Genomic DNA, 20,127 nt, shown 5'->3' with positions numbered 1-20,127 from the left:
ACTTAACCAATAAATATTTGTTTAAATTGAAGTTGGTCGTTTTTATTAAGCATAAATCTAACTAACATGAAAAATTTAAGCCGTTTTCTCCTTATTCTACTCCAGACAGTTTTTATTATTGCTTGTGACAAAAATGTTGATTCTCCTGAAACTGTATTAACACAGTCAAGTAATCGAACTAAAAACTCCTTAAAAATTGCCAGCAATTATGCGTGTGGTGCTTACATGGATGGCTTTTGGGCAACTCCAAACAATTTTCACGTTTACACCGGTTATACGATCGATGTTAGCGCAGAGCCGGTTGGAAGACTTGTTGGTTTGACGGTCACGGTCGATGACGTTCCTAATAGATTTACGGTGAAAGACGAAACGGGCACAACTGTCGCGGCTTCATCTGATATTTATGGAAATGTTAGTGGGTGGCTGGGGCAAGCCAGTTATACCGGTCCCTGGGGGGCGTCTATTAATGCGGCGACGACCGGTACACTCTATTTTTACAAGACATCTGCCAGTTCAAGTTTTACATTAACCGTAGAAACTCAGACAAATGCTACCAATAGTGACCATTGGAGCGCTGCAGTTTATTGTTATAATCCGACAGGTGACCCGATTGGTGGTACAGGATCAACAGGTTGTTCAGCATTTTCATATTGGTTCCCAAATGTTTTTACACCCAATGGGGACGGCAGCAACGATGATTTTAAGTTATTTGATTTGGCACATGGTACTGGATCACTGCAAGCGTCGTCAGTTGAAGTTACCATTTTTAATCGGTGGGGTGCCATTGTATACGGCCCTAAGGTAATTAGTGCTGTAAGTCCGGCATTATTAAATGGAGGTCTAATATTATGGCCTAATAGTTCTGCATCAAGTAATTCCGCTGGTCAATATTATTATTCAACAGTAATGTACAATAGGTGTGGAGGTAAAAGAACCGATAAGGGGTGGCTTGAACTAATAAAATAGATTAGTAACAGCATGAGTAGTCCATCTCGTGCGATTATCGACATTAGAAATAAATGATTTTGGTTAGTTAAAACCAGTATTTGTTAAGCGTTTGTAATCAGAAAAGCCCCCGCAGTTACGTGGGGGCTTTCTTTGTTACCAGCAGGTGCAGCAGTTTCTAGCTTATCGCAATTTCCTGCGCCGGTTTTTCGGAACCGGGGATGATCGGAAGCGTGAGTTGCAGAATGCCGTTGGTGTATTCAGCACGGATGTTTTCAGTATCGACGCTGTCATCGATCATGAACGTCCTTTCGAATGAGGTTTTGCTGAATTCATGCCGGATCCAATTGCGATTTTCGCCCTGATCGTTTTTGAGTTCGTAAGAAATGGTCAGTTCGTGGCCTCTTACATTGACCTTGAAGTCATCTTTGCTGCGGTCGGGTGCAAATACCAGCATTTCATAACTGGCGTCATTTTTGACGATATTGACCGGCACCCTGAAATCGCGCTGAGCTCCGAAATGATTTGCATAATGCTCGTGGCGCATTCCGAAGCCACGACGTCCGAATCTGTTATTACACATGATGTTGATTGGTTTTTAGTTAATGAATGTGGTTAAACTTGTTTGGGATGATATTCAAACCGCTCATACAGGCCCTCGCGCTCGTGAAAGCCATCGTATCGGTTTTGATAATCCGGAAAATAGGGATGATGATGTCTCCATCTCCGGTATGTTCGTCTCCCCCGTATCAGTCTGAAAAAGAGCCCCAGGAACAGGAAGAAGAGAAATGCTTTAAATATCAGAAAGGGGATGGCGAGGAGAAGCATTAACCCCAGAACCCCGGCGGCTGCGATTTTGAAAATTGAAATGAACATGGTCGTTTTATCCGGTTTTGATGAATGATCGCACAGCTGAATGCGTGCACACCTATGCTGACGCGGAAGGACAGGAATTACTTTAAATGCTAACAAAAATAAAACCCGGCTTTCGGACCGGGTTTGAGGTGTGTTACATGTTTTCTGGAGGTTTCCGACGTCTGTTCCACATTTCCTGCCGGAAGCGGGTGCGTTCTTCGTCGGTCATTTTCATCCATTTGCTTTTCCACGCCGCGATACGTTCGAAATCCTCGTGCCCAAATTTATTTCTGAACCGACGCCATTTTTCGCGGGGATCGGGACGTCCCGGCCTCCTGAAATTGCCGAACAGGATCTTGCATAAAACAAATAAACCTACTGCTTGCCAGTAGCTGATCGGGTTGACGTTTGCCACAGCGGGCAGGATCGCATTCCAAAGCCATTGCACAACCGCGCCGAGCAATAGGGCGGCAATCATCACAAAGACAGGCAGTGCTATCTTGTGTCTGTGAGGTCTGTTTCGCGGGTTCATCATGATCGGGCAAATTTAGTAATTTACAAACTCCTGATACACGCTTTCCAGTCGCCCGCGCAGGTGGCGGACGGCATAGCGTTTGCGGGATATTAAAGTTTTGATATTCTCTCCGGTCCGGTCGGCGATTTCCTGGAAGGTTTGGTCTTCCAGCTCGTTCCAGATAAAAACCTGTCTCTGGTTCTCGGGTAGTTCTTCCAATGCGAGCGTAAGCTGTTCCCAGAACAGCTCTTTCAGGTAAGCTGTTTCAGGCGTACGGTCGTCGGCAAGCAGGATATCTTTGAAATGGAACTCCCCGTCTTCGTCTTCATAACCATAGTCTTCGAGTGAGTCCGGTTTCTGTTTGCGATACTTGTCGATAATGCGGTTACGGGCCACACGGTAAAGCCAGCTGCTCATCTGTTCGATCGCCTCGATCTCGGGCACGGTGCTGAGCTGGTACCAGACGTCCTGCAGAATATCCTCCGCGTCCTCGTCGGAATTGACCCGTTGACGGATAAAGCCAAGTAACTGCTTGCCATAGGAAGCGACAGTTTGAATGATATTTGGCTTTTTTTGAGACAAGGAGAATGGAATCGGTTACGAAATGGCAGACGTGCAGGCTCTGAAAATACTTTAAGCATGAAACGATTTTTTGTTACAGCCTACACGAAGACACGCTAAATCAGGAGCCTTCGTGTTAATGAATGCCTTCGTAGCAAAACAGGAGGCAGGTAATGTTAGTTAAAATTATTAGAAAAGTGCAATAATTGTTAATTGTACTTTTCTAATTTAACTGGCAGATTTCAAACGACTTGCTGTACTTTTTCTAGAAACATATAATTATTTCAATATTAATGCGTCACAAGAAAAAGAACTTTTGCGGTTCAGAAATGGGGTTATTGACTTTTAATGACAATGTTAGGTAACTTTGAATCAACAAAACAGCAGAGATCGTAACTGAAAAGCTGGTTTGAGGAAACTTGAAGGCGAGAATGAGTAAATGCCAGAAAAGTACAATTGAAAACATTGAATTAGACATTAAACATTCAAATAAAATGAAAAAGGCAATTTTGACAATCGCAGTTTTGGTGGGAGTATCTGCTGCAAATCTTACAATCGCTGCTGACAAGGCAAAAGAAAACAATGCATCTATCGAGCTTGTTTCGACCGGCGAACTGAAATTTAAACTTTCTCTGGAAACTGTGAAAGAAAGATCTTCTTTGGTGATCAAAGATTACACTGGAACGATCGTTTACAGCACCTCCATCCCTAAGTCGGAAAACTATTCGAAAATTTTCGACCTGTCGAACCTGGCTGATGGAAATTACAGCTTCGTGATCAACAATGGCAGCGAGATTTCTACCAAGCCGTTTGTGATCTCCACAGAAACAAAACGTCAGGTGACAGCAGTTATCAAATAACAACCTGATTGATTTGATATTAAAAAGGCAGTCCGGGATTCCGGGCTGCCTTTGCTTTTACAGGGGCTAATTCAGTAAGTCAGCACCTTTTTCTCTTCACTGCTCTTGAACGCCAGATCGATAACGCGACAAGTGCGCAACACTTCTTCGGGTTTGACAGCCAGCTCGGCGCCATCCACGATCGCGTCGTAAACGTTCTGATAAAATGGCATATAATCGCCCGCCTCGCTTTTGATAATGCCGGTAAATGCTTCGCTGTAAAGTTTTCCCCAGCGATCTTCCGGCTCCACACCCCATGGTTTTTCGGAAGGGAGAATGTTTTTGCGCAAAGTTTCCTCCTGCGGATCGAGTCCACCTTTGATGAATGAACCTTTCGTACCGTGCAGGACATAGCGCAGGTGGTTTTCGTAAACCATCAGACTGGATTTGACGATCACCAGTTTGTCGGCATAGCCCAGGCGAATGTCAAAATAATCATCGATTTCGCTGTTGGGCCTTACAATGCGGATATCGGCAGTAACAGTTTCGGGTTCGCCAAACAGCACCAGAGCCTGGTCTATCAGGTGCGGGCCGAGGTTATAGACATTGCCGCCGACCGGAACGCTTCTTTCTTTCCAAGAACCTTTGGTGGCTTCGCGGAAGCGGTCGTACCGGCATTCATATTCGATCACATCGCCGAGCTTGCCTTCTGCCAAAAGCTTTTGAATGGTCAGGAAGTCGGAATCCCAGCGGCGGTTTTGATAAGCAGTCAGCACGAGCCCTTTTTTCTTTGCCAGTTCGGTCAGTTGCCTGGCTTCTTCTGCGGTAGCGGAAAAGGGTTTTTCGATAACGACGTGTTTGCCGTTTTCCAGAGCGTCCATCGCATATTGGAAGTGGGTATCATTGGGGGTACATACGAAAACCAGGTCGATTGCCTCATCGGCCAGCAATTCGTCTACCGACCGTGCATTGCCAATGGACTGGTCAAACTCCTGTGCCTCGTTTTTGGTCCTTTCGACCACCGTTTTGATCTTAAATCCAGGGTTAGTGCTCAGGAATGGCGAATGAAAATAGCGTCCCGATAAACCGAAACCGATTAAACCGACATTGAGAATTTTTGAAGGCATAGTTTTAAATTTTGCTTTGAAGCAAAGGTAACCCTAGTTGAAAAATCAGCAAGGTTTCCATCACTGGTTTAAGGATTGATTATTGGCGTTTTGCCGTCATAACAGTATGTTTGACTAATACGAAATGCTTTTGCCATGACAACGGACGAAAAGAAAATAGAGATTATTAGGAAAATTGTCGGTCTGGAGAATGCTGAGCTGATGGATAGGGTTGAAAATCTATTAAGGAAAAAAGGTTGTTGGACTGAGGATCAAAAGACCTGAGTGGGGCAAAGAGATAAGCTGGTTCCGATCCTCTGGAACTGACTGGTTGTCACGGCAGTGCAAAAGCCACAAATTGATCTCCTGACTTCGTATTCAATTTACCGCCGCCACAGGCTATGACGACATATTGCTTGCCATTCACCGAATAGGTACTCGCCGATGCATACCCGGCCGCGGGCAATGCGGCAGTCCAAAGAATCTTACCTGTTTCCTTATCCAGCGCCCGGAACTGCTCATCACGGCTCGCTGCAATGAATATCACGCCACCTGCGGTGACCAGAGGCCCTCCGTAGTTGTCGGTGCCGGTCGGCCGGATGCCTTTTGCTGTCAGTTCTTTGTACTCACCCAGTGGCACCTGCCATTTTCGTTTCCCGGTATTCAGGTCAATGGCAGTCAGGGTACCCCAGGGTGGCTGACTCACGGGGTATCCATTGCGGTCATACCAGCGATTGTATCCCGTGTGCTGGTAGGGCACCTGACTACTACGGTTATCTACCGAAATACTCTCTCCGGTTTCCTTATTGGTCAGATAAGAAACAATCGATTTTCTTTCCGTCTCGGAGATATGGGTAAAAGAAGGCATCATTCCCCGTCCATTTTGCAGAATTGTTTGAATCTGAGTCGTAGTGAGTCGTTTTTCGAGATTGGCGAGGGAAGGATAGGAGCCGTCGTGGTTCCCCATTTTGTCTGCTCCGTGGCAAGCCGCACAGTTGATCTGATAGAGCTGTGCGCCGGTGACGCCTTTTGTATTTTGAGGTACCTGTTTTTTTACCAGGGAGGTATAAACAGGGATTTCTTTGGCGGGAACATACATAATACCGCCCGGATCTGCTGCGGCTCCTCCCCACTGAGCTCCGCCGTCCGTTCCGGGATAGAAGACCGTCATACGAGCCGTAATGGGTATGTACGCGCTGCCGGTACGCGCGTTCGCGAGAACACGGGTGAGAGAATCACGATCTGCGACGAATGAGCTGAAATCATTCGCCGTAAACTGCTGCCTCGTGAAAGGTACCGGTAGTGTTGGAATAGGCTGGGTCGTACTTACTTTTTCCCCATCAATGGCTGGAAAATTAAATGCAGTTTCCTTGATGGGAAACAATGGTTTTCCTGTAACCCGGTCGAAAACGAAAACATAACCTTGCTTGGTTACCTGAACCACGGCGTCGATCCGTTTGCCCTTTTGCAAGACCGTAACGAGGTTAGGCGGGCAGGGCGGATCGCGGTCCCAGATATCATGGTGAACGAGCTGATAATGCCACAGACGCTTTCCCGTGGCTGCATCGAGCGCTATCAGGCAATTGGCAAAAAGATTGTTGCCGGGCCGATTCCCGCCATAGAAATCATAGGCCGCCGAACCTGTGGGAATGTACACGATCCCACGTTCACGGTCAATGGCCATCCCGGCCCACGCATTGGCTCCCCCGAAATTTTGCCGGGCATCGCCCGGCCAGGTTTCTGCTCCATATTCTCCCTTGGCCGGGATCGTGTGGAACGTCCAGACCAATTTCCCGGAATGCACATCAAATGCACGGATATCTCCGAGCAATGCAGTTTCCGATTCGTTGACACGTGCTCCGGTGATCAGCAGGTTCTTGTAAACCGTATTGGGAGTATTGGGTGTAACGTAGTCATCTGAACCTGGCCGCTCGATACCATTTTTTAGGTTGATCCTTCCGTCTTCGCCAAAGGCCTGCACCGGTTTTCCGGTACCAGCATCCAATGCATAGATCCATTTCCCGGCACCGAAGAAAATGCGCTTATCCCGATCGTCGGACCAGTAGGTAACGCCCCGGCTTGTTGTGCCTCCGTTATCGGCAATATCCGTTTTCCATAGCTCACGACCGCTTCCAGCATCGATGGCAAAAGCTTGCGTGCCCGCCGAAACGCCATAGAGCACACCTTCGATTATGATCGGGTTGCATTGCATCTGCGTCCGGTTCCGTAACGTATCGGCCCCGCCGGAAGCATAAGTCCACGCCACTTTGAGCTGACTTACATTAGCCGCGGTGATCTGTTTCAGCGGCGAATAATGGCTTCTGGAGCCGTCACCATTGTATTCCGGCCAGTCTGCATTCCCCGGATTTGTGCCGATTATGAAGCTGCTCAGCATGGCGATGGAGGCGGAAAGGAGGATTGGGGCAGGTTTCATGGAACACAAGTGAGAAAATGGTTCAGGCTTCTGCCCATAGCTCTTTCAGTTTTTGCAGGTCCCGTTTCATGGCATCGAAGACTACCTTTTTGTCGACGGTAATCTGGAAGGCGCCCTGATCAGCCCCTCCGAGCGGATATTCGAGGTGCAGGCAAATGGGGACATCTACCTTATGCTCTTTCAGCAGTTTGAAATAGGTTTTGAAATCAACCATTCCTTCCCCAAGCGGCACGCTTTTGACTCCCCATTTCCCATTGTTCTGAGCCCACATGAAATCCTTGATGACAATCGTCTTGATATGGGGACGGATGAGGTTGAGGCCGGTTTGCCACGAGAGTCCTCCTTCGACAGTGGCGTGGCGGATATCGTATTGGGCACCCATTGTTCTGGGATTGGCTTTTTGCAGTATCTGCCATATTTCGAACATCGATGCGCCAACCATTCTGCCTGAATGGTTCTGATAGCAGCCATGAATGCCCAATTTATCATTCAGCTGGCCCAGTCCGGCCATTTTTCCACCGAATTCATTGAGTTGTTCAGGGATGGCGCGCTGCTCATTGTAGCGGTACCAATTCATGCGATAGTACTTGAACCCCAGTTTCGCCGCGGTTTCGAGTAATTTTTTGTCGACCGGGTTGGAGGCATCTTCCACCGCCGTGCAGAACATCAGCGGATTGATCCCTACTTTTTTCATCGCTTCCACGGCCAGCGGCAGGTCTGTTTCCACTTTTTCCGGGAGCACATGACCTTTGGGACGTACTGTCAGGTCGATACCATCAAATCCGAGTTCCTTGGCCACTTCCGCCATGTCCTGGTAATTGAGGAACTGAAGATGCTTTGAGAATATGTTGACTTTCAGGTTTTCCGCCGCGCCAGCGACGGGGCTGCCGAGCGTTTCTTTCTGTAAAGCAGGAATGATGCCCGCTGCCAGCGTGCTGTTAATGAGGAAATCTCTTCTGGATAAGTTCATGGACTGCATTAAGATTTTGAGATGATAAAATTATGTTTCCCTTTTGCCTGCAATTTCTTGCTGGTGAGAATGATCCTGCGAACGGGATGACCGTCCCATTTGGTTTTGAAACTGCTGTATTCCATTCCTTCGGTGGATGGTAATTCGATTGTGACAGTCCAGATCTTAGGATCATAAGTGAGCAAGACCTTTTTTTTACCGGCTGTTGTGAAAGTGATTTTTCCCGGGATGTCCGTGCTGACATCACAAACGGTCATGAAGATTTGTTGGATCGTATCCGGTTTCTGTTTGAGCAGGTAGCTATCAGCCAGTTCGATATTGTTTTTGACTTTGTCGAGCTTCACCAGGCGATCCCATGATTCGACGCCGGCTTCCGGGGCGAAGGCCGGAGCAATGTTCATTGCGAGCGAAACCTCCTTATCGTTGGTGGTGCTTTTAACATTCCGAGCATTGAAATTCTTTCCTGCGGGTTGTCCGAAGCCATTGACAATAGGTAGGTTATGGTATTTCGACTGCGTAAACCACAACTCATACCGCTTGGAGGAAAATGTCCGGGCGGTATAGTTTCCTCTGCCCGCATCGACAATTACCGGCTCGCCGTCGGCATACACGATGAGATCGCCTACATCGTTGTGGTTGTGGCTTTCGGCATTGTGGCCGGCGTGCGTGGCCAGATAAAGCCCGTTCCCGGAACGTCCGGTGAGCACTTCGATATCGGACAGCCATGCATAAGAGACCGGCTTGAAAGTTTCGGGTTGGACGTGGTCTATTTCACGGATGGTCAGGAGGTTCCAGATCTTTCGGGGCCTTTGATAACCGTTACCGCCCACCACCGGGCCGAATTTCCCGAATGCCCACTCGCCAAATGCAACGAGCTCCGGATCGCCAACTGCTTTGCCGAAGCGATAAAGCATGGCACCATCGGGCCTGAGCTTCGGGTCGGCGTCGGCGAAATTGACGAAATAGTCATTGGCAATATGTACCTTGTAGACGTATGCGGCCATTTTTTTGATCAATGGATCGTCATACACATTGATTTTGCCGTTTGTGGCACTTTCCAGAATAGCCAGTGCATCGTAGGCACTTGCGCCGGCAGCAAACCAATAGCTGGGTCCTTCATCGCAGCCACCATCCTCGCCGAGGCTGTTGAAATACGAATCCAGAAATACCATGTACTCAAATGCGTGATCGATTCGCTTTACGTTGTCTCTTTCGAGCAGGAGATCGGCGATGAGGAGATTGGATACGATCCAGGGATTCCAGTTATTAACCGGATTAGTTTTACTTAGCCAGCCGTAACGATTGCTCTGTTTGAGCGGCTCGAAGATTTTTTTATTGGTTTCAAAATACATTCGCGGGCGGATCAGCGGCGAAAGTTTGTCCAGTTTTTCCCCCACCAGGTAATCCGTTAACGCGAGTACCGCTGCGGTTTCCGCCCCAAATAGGTCGACAGTGGGATCTTCCGCGTCGGGAAGGCCATTTTTCGCTTTCTGAACACCGAGATGAGCCGGCACGCCCCAGTAAGTTTCTTCACAAATGGCCCACACTGAATTCATAATGGCTTCTGCGAACCGGCCTTTGCCTTCAACCGACTCGGCTAACACCAGGTTCATTAACTGGTTGCGCCGGCCATAAGATGCCGTACCGTGTTTCTCCCGGTCACCGCTCCGTACGTATTCGAGCAGCAGGCTCGCTGAAATGGGAGCGATGGGTTTTTCCAGCGCTTCCTCCCCGGCTTTGATGATAGCGCTGAGGTGGGCAGGATCGGTTTTACTCCGCCATTCTTCGGGCGTTTGGGGATACGGTTTCCAGCTCTCCCGGTTGACAAGGGCCTCTCGCAACGTGCTCTGACTGTACTTTTTGGAAAGAATGTTACGCTGAGTGACTTGTGCGCTGACCGACAGGGAGGCGGCTATGACAAGTGTCAGTACTGTTTTGATCATAAAGGCTGTGGTTTAGGAAGTTAAATGCGATTGCAATATAAGACTCCAATATCCAGTAGAATCACTGGCTTCGGGCTTTAATTTAAATTCAATCAGGATAATTTCTCGAAAAAATATGACTACTGAGCGTTTGAGCCGCCGTGATTTCCTTAAAGCAGGAGCGGTAGTGTCATCATTCATGATCGTGCCCAGACATGTCCTGGGGAGAGGCCATACGGCTCCGAGTGACATGGTTACAATGGGTTTCATTGGTTGCGGCCGACAGAGCGGCGGATTGCGTAACCGCTTCCTGGATACGCGTGAGACGCGCATTGTGGCCGCGTCGGATGTTTATGGCGTCAAGTTGGATATGTTTGTGAACGCGACCAATAAATGGTATGCTGAGAAGCTGGAACAGGGTGAATATAAGGCTGCCGTCGGTATCAATGATTTCCGGGATTTGCTTTCGAGAAAAGACATCGATGCGGTAGTGATCGCGGCGCCTGATCACTGGCATGCTGCGATGGCAGTTCGTGCTGCTGAAGCCGGGAAGGACATTTATTGTGAGAAGCCGCTATCGCTGACAGTCCGGGAAGGAAGGGCGATGGTGAATGCGGCGAGGAAGCACAACCGGGTGTTTCAGACGGGAAGCATGCAGCGCTCTGCGAAGGAGTTTACCAAAGCAGTCCAGCTGGTCAGAAGCGGTGCGATCGGTACGGTTAAACAAGTATATGTGAACGTGGGCGGGCCGCCGAAAGAATGGGATCTGCAAAGCGAGGTGAAGCCGGATGGCTTGAACTGGGATTTCTGGATGGGGCCTAACACGACCGAAAGGCCTTATAACAATGAGCTAGCTCCTGCAATGGATGCAACTTTCTGGCCCAAATGGAGGGATTATGCCGAGTTTGGCGGTGGCGGGATGACCGATTGGGGCGCACATATGTTCGACATAGCGCAATGGGGCCTGAATATGGACGCCAGCGGGCCGGTCGAGCTCGTCTATTCAGAACCTGGTAAGGGGCTTGTTTATAAATATGCCAACGGCGTGGAGTTGATCCACAGGCCTATGGAAGGCAAGCAACATTGCCACTTCGTAGGTTCGGAAGGAGAAGTTTTTGTGGCGAGGGGCGAGCTAAAAACAACTCCGGAGACATTAAAGGACAAGGCGTTTGCCGACGGAAGTTCGGATGTATATGTTAGTGATAACCACTATAAGGATTTCCTGAATGCCATTAAAACCAGGAAGCCGCCGATTTGTGACGTGGAAACAGGGCATCGCACGGCTTCGGTTTGTAATGTTGGAAACATTGCGTACCGGTTGCAACGTTCGCTCCGGTGGGATCCTGTTAAAGAATTATTTGTGGGAGACAAAGAGGCAGATAAGCTGCTGGGGAGATCCATGCGTAAAGAGTGGAAGGTCTGACGGCCCACAAGCCTGATCATGAACAAAGCCGGGAGATGCGACAGTAGATCCCGGCTTTTTATTTCTGTCGGAAGGGGGTGTCTGGGGCATAAAATTGTCACGGGTTTTCCAAATTGTGTATTTTTGTAACATGATTGCACAGCCCACCACCATTCATTTTAAAGAACTCGACGAGCTTGGAAGTGTTTCCGAGGCACTCCTAAGGCTTGGTGCGGACACCCCCGTATGGCTGTTTGAAGGGGCAATGGGCGCCGGAAAGACAACGCTGATTACGGCATTGTGCAAGCATCTAGGGGTTACGACTCACGTTCAAAGCCCCACTTTTTCCCTGGTTAACGAGTATGACGCAGGTGGAAAAACTATCTATCATTTTGATTTTTACCGAATTAAGGACGAAACGGAAGCGCTCGACATGGGTGTCGAGGAATATCTCGATTCAGGGGATTTCTGTTTTGTAGAATGGCCCGGGAAGATTGAGAACCTCTGGCCACCGCATTATATGCAGTTGCATCTCGTCGCGGATGAAAGTGGCATGAGAATATTGGAAGTCACCAAGGTATAAGAGGTCTTAATTAGTCAGTAACAGTTTCACTTTCATTTTGCTATTCAATGGCACAACCTCAGATTACCGGTTTTGAAGAGCTTGCCAAACAGTCGGTGCTGTATCCGCAGGAATCACTGATGGCTGTCAGGAAGGACCAGAATTCATTGCATATTGGTTTGCCCAGGGAAGTTTCACTGCAGGAGAGCCGGATAGCGCTTACGCCGGATGCGGTAGCGATACTGGTCAGGAACGGTCATGAAGTATGGGTGGAAAAGGATGCTGGCAAAGGGGCGAACCTGTCGGATCATGAGTACAGCGAAGCGGGTGCTAAAATCGTTCACAGCCCTAAGGAGGTTTACCAGGCCAATGTCATACTGAAAGTGGAGCCGCTGGTAGAAGAAGAGTTTGGTTTTGTGAAGGCCGGAACGACGCTGATTTCGGCATTGAACCTGCCTGCGCTGGAAAAAAGTTATTTTGAAAAGCTCAACGAGATGAAAATCACCGGCATCGGTTATGAGCTGATTGAAGATAAAGTAGGGGGAAAGCCGATCATCCGGGCAATGGGTGAGATCGCCGGGAGTACGGTGCTGCTCATTGCCGCTGAATACCTTTCCACGCCCAATGGCGGTCGCGGCATTATCCTGGGAGGCATCACGGGTGTCCCGCCTACCAAGATCGTGATCCTGGGCGCGGGTACAGTTGCTGAATACGCCACACGCGCTGCGCTGAGCGTGGGAGCAGATGTGAAGGTTTTTGATAAGCACATTTACCGCCTGCAGAGACTTAAATATTCCATTGGTCAAAATTTATACACGTCGATCATCGATTCCGAAACACTTGCAGAAGCCATTGGGCGGGCCGACGTGGTGATCGGCACGATGCGTGCAGAGAACGGACTTAGCCCCATGGTCGTGACACGTGACATGGTTTCTCAGATGAAACCCGGATCGGTGATCATCGATGTAAGCATCGATCAGGGCGGATCTTTTGAAACATCCCGGATGACGACCCACAAAAACCCGATATTCAAGTACAATGATGTCATCCATTACTGTGTCCCCAACATTCCTTCACGGGTGGCGCATACGGCGAGCACTGCGCTCAGCAATGTTTTTCTGCCTTTTTTGTTACAAACCGGCACAATTGGAGGTATCGAGGAAATGATTTATGCCAATCGGTGGTTTATGAAAGGAGTGTATTGCCATAAAGGCACGCTCACCAATTCGCATATCGCAAGAAGTTTCAATATGCGTTATAAAGACCTGACATTGTTGCTGGCGGCGAGAATGTAGTAGCAATCGGCTGTCGGCCATCGATTTTATGTCAGGGTTATCAACATCAAACGCAAAGCCGACTGCCAGTAGCCGACAGCCGAAGTAAATAAAAGGCCACATCCGAAGTAAAAATATGATCAATAATAGCAATGAAAATGCCCTGATGGACGATGCAAATTCGCCGGATCTGAATCAGAAACTGATGGGCAATATATCACAGGATTTTATTAAGGTAGCCGACCAGCTCAAAGAAGCTTCCTATCAGATCCGCAAGCGCGGGTTTTCGGAGTACCCTATTTTTGCCGTCACTAACAACAGTATGGACCTGGGTGCGCTGCTGATTGATTCCCATGAGCTGACAAACCTTTACGTGTATAAGGCGTCGTATCTGCAGGAATTTGTGGACCGGAAGCTGATCGGAGAAGAGTCGGTGCTGCTTTTCACTGAAAACTATAAGAATGCGGACGAATATTGCTGTCTGTTTGCATTGATAGGCGAATTTTCCGGATTTGTATTCGTACCTTATCCGGAGGATTAGCCAGCGGATGTTGGAGGAAAACGCACCGGAGGCCGCTAAATAAACAGTTGGAACGGTTACTAGGTTGTGGGGGCCGGGTTCCTGAATTTTGTTTTAGTTTTAGAAATTAATTAATTGAAATTCAGCTCAAATAAATCCCCGTTTTATGGAATCTAAACTACCTCTTGAAAAAGAACTGGAACCGATCTTCCTCCAAAAATTCCCTCCCTTCTCCGACAGCGTGAAGGAATTCCTGGTGCAGTACGGCCCTTACTTTATCCTCGTGCTGTCGGTCCTCGGCATCCTCGGTTTGCTGACTGCCTTTGGCGTCGGAGGGGCGGTGTTCGGAATGGGCGCAGCTTCGGTTGGGATAGGTTTTAACTTCTACGTGGGTATCGCATTGGGTATTGTAACGCTCGTCATGTATCTCCTGGCATTTTCTCCCCTCAAAGCACGGAAAAGGGCTGGTTGGAACCTGTTGTACTACGCCCTGCTGATCGGGCTCGTGAGTAACCTCATTCAGCTCAGTATTTTCGGTTTCGTTATCGGCGGACTTGTGGGTTTCTGGGTGCTGTTCCAGATCAGAGAAAAATACGCTTAAATATTAATCGCGTCTTTCGACCAAAGCGGGCGGGTTATCCGTCCGCTTTTTATTTTTGCCTTTTGTCAGTCAAAAGAGACTTTTGTACCTGTGGTGACAATCGCCTTGACAAATACTTCGCATATTTGACGCGTATATACCGTTTTGAATTGTATGAACATCATTGAGGTAAGGAACGTAACGAAGGAATATTCCAATCATATTGCTTTGGACAACGTAAGTATTTCTATTCCCAAAGGCTGTATTTTTGGTTTGCTGGGGCCGAATGGAGCCGGCAAAACTTCTTTGATCCGCATTATCAACCAGATCACAGGGCCGGATAGCGGTGAGATATTCTTCGATGGGGTGCCCCTCAACCCAAACCACATTTCGCGGATCGGTTACCTGCCGGAAGAGCGGGGGTTGTATAAAAAAATGAAAGTGGGGGAGCAACTGCTGTATCTGGCGCAGCTCAAAGGCCTTTCGAAACAGGAGGCCATGGAAAGACTCAAAACCTGGTTTATTAAATTTGATATCAAAACCTGGTGGGATAAAACCATAGCTGACCTCTCGAAGGGGATGCAGCAGAAGGTCCAGTTCGTTTCCACGGTGCTGCACGAGCCCGACCTGATCATCCTCGATGAACCATTCTCCGGTTTTGATCCTATCAATGCGAATCTCATCCGCGACGAAATCCTTGAACTGAAACAAAAAGGCTGTACTATTATATTCTCGACCCACCGAATGGAAACGGTGGAGGAACTCTGCGATCATATTGCCCTGATACACAAATCCAGAAAGGTACTCGATGGCCCGAAACGGCAGATCAAGGAGCAGTTCAAGACACACACCTATTTTGTAGAATATAAAGGTTATCTCGACGAGCTCGACAGTATTTACCAGGTACTGGATCAAAAAGAGCTGGAAGACGGTTATTTCCGGTCCAGTATTCATCTGGACGGTGATGCTACTTCCAATGCGTTATTACTCAATTTGTTATCGAAGGTTGAGGTCCGGGCATTCGGGGAGAACATCCCGAGTATGAGTGATATTTTTATGAAGGCAGTGAATGAAGTGCCGGAAGCGTGACGCGCGCTATTCCCGTTTCCTCTTATTAATCAAAATCTTATGCGAAATATATTTCTGGTTATCCAAAGGGAATACCTAGTCAGAGTTAAGAAAAAATCATTTCTGATTATGACAGTGCTGGGCCCTCTTTTATTTGTGGGATTCTATGCAACTGTGATTTGGGTGGCATTGGGTTCGGTGGACACCAAGGCGGTGCAAGTACTCGATGAGAGTGGTTTATTCAAAAAGGAATTCAAGGATTCCGAAGCACTGAAATTCAGCTATATCGATACCAGTCTGGACTCGGCAAAAGTCAGTTTCAAGAAGAGCGATGCTAACGCATTGGTCTATATTCCTGCTAATGTGATCGACCACCCCAAGGGCGTGCGCATCTATTCAGATAAAAATGTGAGTATGGACCTGAAATCGGAGATCGAAAAGGTTATCGAGAAACAGATCGAGGATATCAAGCTGGAACAAGCGGGAATTACCCATAAGATCCTCGAAGATTCGCGGGTGAATATCAATTCAGAGACGATCAGTCTGAGTGAGGAAGGTGAAAAAACGAGCAGTTCGGGTGCAGCTACGGTCATTGGCGGTATTTGCGCATTCCTGATCTACATGTCGGTTTTCATCTATGGAACGCAGGTTATGCGGGGCATTACAGAAGAAAAAACCAGCCGGATTGTAGAGGTGATCATTTCATCGGTGAAGCCTTTTCAATTAATGCTGGGAAAAATTATCGGCGTGGCATTGGTAGGTCTCACACAATTTGTGCTCTGGATTTTGCTGACTACCGCGCTGACCAGTGCTACTTCGGCAGTATTGGGGAGCAAAATGGCCAAAGATCCGGCAAAGATGGCGCAGGAAATGAATAAGGTGCAGATGCCGAACCAGGGCATGCCAGGCGGAAACGTAGATAACCCCGTGGCCGAAGTATTGGGTGCGGTGTCGAGCCTGAATATTCCGCTCATCGTGGGTTGCTTTTTGTTCTACTACCTTGGAGGATATCTTTTGTATAGTGCATTGTTCGGTGCGGTGGGAGCGGCGGTGGACAATGACGCGGACACCCAGCAGTTTATGCTCCCTATTACCCTGCCCATTATTTTCTCGTTTGTTTTTGCGCAGTTCGTGTTGCGTGATCCGGACGGTACGCTTGCATTCTGGACATCGATTATCCCCTTCACTTCACCCATTATTATGATGGTCCGCGTTCCATTCGGGGTGCCGGCCTGGGAAATAGCATTGTCGATGGTGTTGCTGGTGCTCGGCTTTATCGGTACTACCTGGATCGCGGCCAGGATCTATCGTGTAGGTATTCTTATGTACGGCAAAAAGGTGTCCTACAAGGAGTTGGCCAAATGGATATTTTATAAGTGACTTCGACTGCCAGCTATCGGCTATGGATATCTGACCACCAACAGCCGGCGGGCCGACTTTAACGTTTTTTAAGATTCGAAAACCCTTGCCCTTGTGGTAATTTTGCTAATTTTGGCCGATCATTGATAGAACTGCTCAAAAAGAGCCGCCATCTTTGCCCATTGTGCATATAACTTTTTCAAATTTACCGTCTTTCAGATGACCCGTTTCAACCGTATTAACAACCTTACGGGTTGGATTGTTTTTGCTATTGCATTCATCACATATGCCCTGACAGTCGAGCGCACCGCCAGTTTCTGGGATTGCGGCGAATTTATCGCCTGTGCGTTCAAGTTACAGGTGCCTCACCCGCCAGGTGCGCCGTTTTTCCTTTTGATCGGCAGGCTTTTTTCTCTTTTTTCATTTGGTGATCTTTCCAGCGTAGCTTACTGGATCAACATGGTATCCGTGCTGAGCAGCGCATTTACCATTCTTTTTCTGTTCTGGACTATCACTTTGCTGGTCCGCAAGCTGATCGCCAAGAGCGATGAAGAACTTACTTCGGCTGATAACATCCTGTTGATGGGTGCTGGCCTGGTAGGTGCTCTTGCTTACACCTGGTCTGATTCATTCTGGTTTTCAGCAGTGGAAGCGGAAGTTTACGGGATGTCGTCTTTCTTTACGGCGATTGTCATCTGGGCGGTTTTCAAATGGGAGCGCATCCAGGATCCGGCTGCTGAAAACCGCTGGCTTATCCTGATAGCCTACCTGGTTGGGCTTTCGATCGGTGTCCACTTGCTGAACCTGGTGACTATCCCGGCACTTGCACTGGTTTATTATTTTAAGAAATACCAGAAAATCAATGTTTTTGGAGGGATTATCGCATTCATAGGAGGTTTGGTAGTGCTTGGAATTATCAACTCGGGCATCATCCCGGGGCTGCCGAGCATTGCAGGTAAGTTTGAGATATTTTTTGTGAACACTTTGGGATTGCCTTATAAATCCGGCGTGATTTTCTTCATCGTTCTCTTCATCGGTGCGTTGATATGGGGTATCCGGTATTCGCAAAAGAAAGGAAACGTGTTGCTGAACACCGGACTGCTTTCGCTGGCATTTGTTTTGATCGGATATGCGAGTTACCTGATGGTATTGGTTCGCGCAGAATACAACCCGCCGATCAATGAAAACAACCCGAATGACGTATTGAGCTTTGTTTCTTACCTCAAACGTGAGCAATATGGCAGTCGGCCATTGCTGTACGGCCCGTCGTTTGTATCCCGCCCGGTAAGCCAGAAGCGCGGAGCGCCGATGTATCGTAAGCAGGACGGAAAGTATGTGATTTACGATTACCGTCCGGAGTATGAGTATGAACCAGGTGCCAATATGCTGTTGCCTCGTATGTACAGCACGCAATCGGGACACCCCCAGTTGTACCAGCAGTTGACTGGTCTTGCCGAAAGTCAGAGGCCGACAATGGGACATAACCTGTCGTTTATGTTCTCCTACCAGATCGGACATATGTACTGGCGCTATTTCCTTTGGAACTTTGTGGGTCGGGAAAGCGATGAGGAGGGGGCTGGTAACATGCTTCCCTGGGATATTTCTAAAAAATATCCGGAGCCGATTGCTAACAACAAGGCACATGACAACTATTTCATGCTGCCGTTCCTGCTCGGGTTGTTTGGTCTGGTCATGATGTATTTCCGCCAGAAGCGGGACCTGCTCGTTCTGGGTTTCCTGTTTGTCCTCACCGGTGTGGCGCTTGTTGTTTATCTCAACTCACCACCGACGGAGCCTCGTGAGCGGGATTATATTTATGTGGGTTCGTTCTATATTTTCTGTATCTGGATCGGTTATGGTGTCATTGCGATCGCGGATGCCATCAGCAAATTCGTGAAAAGCGGAACGGCCCGAGCCGGTGTGGCAACTGCATTGGGATTGGTCGTACCGGTTATGATGGGAGCCAAAGGATGGGATAACCATAACAGGGACCATCGCTATCATTCGGTTGATTTTGCGAAAAACCTACTCAATTCCTGTGCGCCGAATGCGATCCTTTTCACAGGTGGTGATAACGATACCTTCCCATTGTGGTACGTTCAGGAAGTAGAGGGCTTCCGTACAGATGTGCGTGTGTGTAACCTCAGCCTCCTGGGTACCGACTGGTATATCGATCAGATGAAGCGCCCTACCTACAAATCGGAGGCTTTGCCCATTTCATTGGATAAGAATAATTATGCATTCGGAAAGAACGACATTGTTCCATTCTACGAAATTCCGAGTGTAAAAGCGGGGATCAACCTCAAAGAGTATCTTGGCCTGGTGAAGCAGGAAAACAAGGCGATCCAGGTTCCGTTGACGAGCGGCGATATGACGTCCATCCTGCCATCGTCGGTACTGTTCCTGCCTGTAAATGCGGAAGCGGTGAAAAAAATGAATATCATCAAAAGCGATCTGATTCCGTTTGTGAGCGATTCGATCAGCTGGACGATTGGAAAAGGTGATTTGTATAAATCGGATCTGATCATGCTGGATATTATCGCAACTAATGACTGGCAACGCCCCATTTACTTTTCGTCGACACTCGGAGGTTCCAGCTATCTGAATCTCAAAGAATACATGCAACTGGAAGGCTATGCCTACCGTTTGTTGCCTGTTAAAGTGCCGGGAGCAAGTGATGGCTATGTGAACGTGGATGTGATGTACAACAACATGATGACCAAAATGTTTTGGCGCGACCTGGACAATCCGAATACCTATTACGACAATACCTACCTGGGTTCACCGGTTGCAACAGCGCGCATCGCATTCCTGCGTCTGACAGGCCAGCTGATTGCGGATGGTCGAAAGGACGAGGCTAAGAAGGCCATTGAGCGTTCGCTGAGTACCATGCCGGATAAGAGCATCCCCTACGACCAGTTCTCGGCTAATTTTATCGGGCCGTTGTTTGACCTGGGGGAAACCAAAAAAGCATTGGAAATTGCCGAGACCATGGCGACCCGTGCTGACGAGGTATTGAGCTGGGCGAAGGATAATGGTACTACCAGACGCCGCGATACGAGCGTTTATCTGTACACCATGCAAGTGATCGTTCAGGAATGCCGCGAAGCCAAGCAAGAGGCTGCTGCCAAGAAATATGAAGCCATATTCCAGAAACATATGGCGGCGTTCAATATGTACGGCGGGCAGCAATAAAATAGTATTTCTGTCAACAAA

The 20,127-nt window shown here is 48.2% G+C and carries 18 protein-coding genes; 10 read left to right on the top strand and 8 right to left on the bottom strand.

The genetic code is table 11. From position 1 onward, the window contains the following. Positions 1-66: 66 nt before the first annotated feature. Complete coding sequence (locus tag BP71_RS11000) at positions 67-966, top strand: T9SS type B sorting domain-containing protein (protein WP_496379070.1); 900 nt, start codon at positions 67-69, stop codon at positions 964-966. Between the two features lie 157 nt (positions 967-1,123). Here the strand turns inward: BP71_RS11000 and BP71_RS10995 are convergent, their stop codons facing one another. The 4 genes from BP71_RS10995 to BP71_RS10980 form a co-directional block, all read right to left on the bottom strand. Continuing rightward, complete coding sequence (locus tag BP71_RS10995; RefSeq protein WP_496379068.1) at positions 1,124-1,528, bottom strand: Hsp20/alpha crystallin family protein; 405 nt, start codon at positions 1,526-1,528, stop codon at positions 1,124-1,126. A 32-nt stretch (positions 1,529-1,560) separates the two neighbouring features. Next, entirely contained in the window at positions 1,561-1,821 is a 261-nt protein-coding gene (locus tag BP71_RS10990) for a hypothetical protein (protein WP_496379066.1), read from the bottom strand. 133 nt (positions 1,822-1,954) lie between these two features. After that, on the bottom strand, positions 1,955-2,335 hold the full coding sequence (locus BP71_RS10985; RefSeq protein WP_496379064.1) for a hypothetical protein: 381 nt from the start codon (positions 2,333-2,335) through the stop codon (positions 1,955-1,957). A gap of 12 nt (positions 2,336-2,347) precedes the next feature. Next, the gene (locus BP71_RS10980) at positions 2,348-2,896 is read right to left on the bottom strand and encodes an RNA polymerase sigma factor (protein WP_496379062.1); all 549 of its coding nucleotides are present in this window, start codon (positions 2,894-2,896) and stop codon (positions 2,348-2,350) included. 473 nt (positions 2,897-3,369) lie between these two features. On the opposite strand from BP71_RS10980, the gene BP71_RS10975 reads away from it, so the two are divergent. Beyond that, entirely contained in the window at positions 3,370-3,735 is a 366-nt protein-coding gene (locus BP71_RS10975; RefSeq protein ID WP_496379060.1) for a T9SS type A sorting domain-containing protein, read from the top strand. Between the two features lie 71 nt (positions 3,736-3,806). Here BP71_RS10975 and BP71_RS10970 read toward each other — a convergent pair whose 3' ends face one another. The 4 genes from BP71_RS10970 to BP71_RS10955 all read right to left on the bottom strand — a co-directional run bounded on the left by BP71_RS10970 (position 3,807) and on the right by BP71_RS10955 (position 10,167). Then, positions 3,807-4,841: a Gfo/Idh/MocA family oxidoreductase gene (locus tag BP71_RS10970; RefSeq protein WP_496379058.1), complete on the bottom strand. Its 1,035-nt coding sequence runs from the start codon at positions 4,839-4,841 to the stop codon at positions 3,807-3,809. 313 nt (positions 4,842-5,154) lie between these two features. Continuing rightward, positions 5,155-7,254, bottom strand: coding sequence for an outer membrane protein assembly factor BamB family protein (locus BP71_RS10965; protein ID WP_496379056.1), 2,100 nt, complete (start codon positions 7,252-7,254; stop codon positions 5,155-5,157). A 22-nt stretch (positions 7,255-7,276) separates the two neighbouring features. After that, a complete protein-coding gene (locus BP71_RS10960) occupies positions 7,277-8,224 on the bottom strand; it encodes a sugar phosphate isomerase/epimerase family protein (RefSeq protein ID WP_496379054.1) in 948 nt (315 codons plus the stop codon). Positions 8,225-8,232: 8 nt separating this feature from the next. Continuing rightward, the gene (locus BP71_RS10955) at positions 8,233-10,167 is read right to left on the bottom strand and encodes a heparinase II/III domain-containing protein (RefSeq protein ID WP_496379052.1); all 1,935 of its coding nucleotides are present in this window, start codon (positions 10,165-10,167) and stop codon (positions 8,233-8,235) included. A 115-nt stretch (positions 10,168-10,282) separates the two neighbouring features. On the opposite strand from BP71_RS10955, the gene BP71_RS10950 reads away from it, so the two are divergent. The 8 genes from BP71_RS10950 to BP71_RS10915 all read left to right on the top strand — a co-directional run bounded on the left by BP71_RS10950 (position 10,283) and on the right by BP71_RS10915 (position 20,106). After that, entirely contained in the window at positions 10,283-11,569 is a 1,287-nt protein-coding gene (locus BP71_RS10950) for a Gfo/Idh/MocA family protein (RefSeq protein WP_496379050.1), read from the top strand. A 130-nt stretch (positions 11,570-11,699) separates the two neighbouring features. Next, entirely contained in the window at positions 11,700-12,131 is a 432-nt protein-coding gene (gene tsaE, locus BP71_RS10945) for a tRNA (adenosine(37)-N6)-threonylcarbamoyltransferase complex ATPase subunit type 1 TsaE (protein ID WP_496379048.1), read from the top strand. Positions 12,132-12,178: 47 nt separating this feature from the next. After that, entirely contained in the window at positions 12,179-13,405 is a 1,227-nt protein-coding gene (locus BP71_RS10940; protein ID WP_496379046.1) for an alanine dehydrogenase, read from the top strand. 115 nt (positions 13,406-13,520) lie between these two features. After that, positions 13,521-13,925 carry a hypothetical protein gene (locus BP71_RS10935; RefSeq protein WP_496379045.1) on the top strand — a complete coding sequence of 135 codons (405 nt, stop codon included), beginning with the start codon at positions 13,521-13,523 and terminating at the stop codon, positions 13,923-13,925. A 145-nt stretch (positions 13,926-14,070) separates the two neighbouring features. Further along, positions 14,071-14,505: a hypothetical protein gene (locus BP71_RS10930; RefSeq protein ID WP_496379043.1), complete on the top strand. Its 435-nt coding sequence runs from the start codon at positions 14,071-14,073 to the stop codon at positions 14,503-14,505. A gap of 153 nt (positions 14,506-14,658) precedes the next feature. Further along, positions 14,659-15,573: an ABC transporter ATP-binding protein gene (locus BP71_RS10925; RefSeq protein ID WP_496379041.1), complete on the top strand. Its 915-nt coding sequence runs from the start codon at positions 14,659-14,661 to the stop codon at positions 15,571-15,573. Between the two features lie 39 nt (positions 15,574-15,612). Then, complete coding sequence (locus BP71_RS10920) at positions 15,613-16,932, top strand: ABC transporter permease (RefSeq protein ID WP_496379039.1); 1,320 nt, start codon at positions 15,613-15,615, stop codon at positions 16,930-16,932. 198 nt (positions 16,933-17,130) lie between these two features. Next, positions 17,131-20,106, top strand: a complete 2,976-nt coding sequence (locus BP71_RS10915) for a glycosyltransferase family 117 protein (protein ID WP_496379037.1) — start codon at positions 17,131-17,133, stop codon at positions 20,104-20,106. The last annotated feature ends 21 nt before the right edge of the window (positions 20,107-20,127 follow it).

The sequence above is a fragment of the Dyadobacter ginsengisoli DSM 21015 genome (assembly GCF_059568735.1).
The sequence above is the reverse complement of the archived record's forward strand: the minus strand, read 5'-3'. Positions and strand labels throughout refer to the sequence as shown.